Below are 287 nucleotides of genomic sequence, written 5' to 3' on the forward strand. Positions count from 1 at the left end.
TGGGCGCGGACGGCGATCGCGGAGCTGCGCGCTCGCGCCGTGACGCCCGTGCTGGTCGGCGGATCGGGCCTCTACACGCGGGTGATCCTCGACCAGTTCGACTTCCCCGGGACCGACACGGCGGTGCGCGAGCGGCTGGAGGCCGAGCTCGAACAGGTCGGTGCCATGGCGATGAACGCCCGGCTGCGGGCGCTCGATCCCGTGGCCGCCGAACGGATCGGGGAGAACGGCCGCCGCATCGTGCGGGCGCTCGAGGTGATCGAGCTGACCGGCGAGCCCTACAGCGC

At 73.5% G+C, this 287-nt stretch carries 1 pseudogene; it reads left to right on the forward strand.

The features are described from left to right. Window positions 1-287, forward strand: a pseudogene (locus ACOADB_RS15095) (tRNA (adenosine(37)-N6)-dimethylallyltransferase MiaA); the annotation flags it as partial.

It is taken from the genome of Nocardioides sp. CPCC 206348, from assembly GCF_048654705.1.
In the GTDB taxonomy this organism is placed as follows: Bacteria; Actinomycetota; Actinomycetes; order Propionibacteriales; family Nocardioidaceae; genus Nocardioides.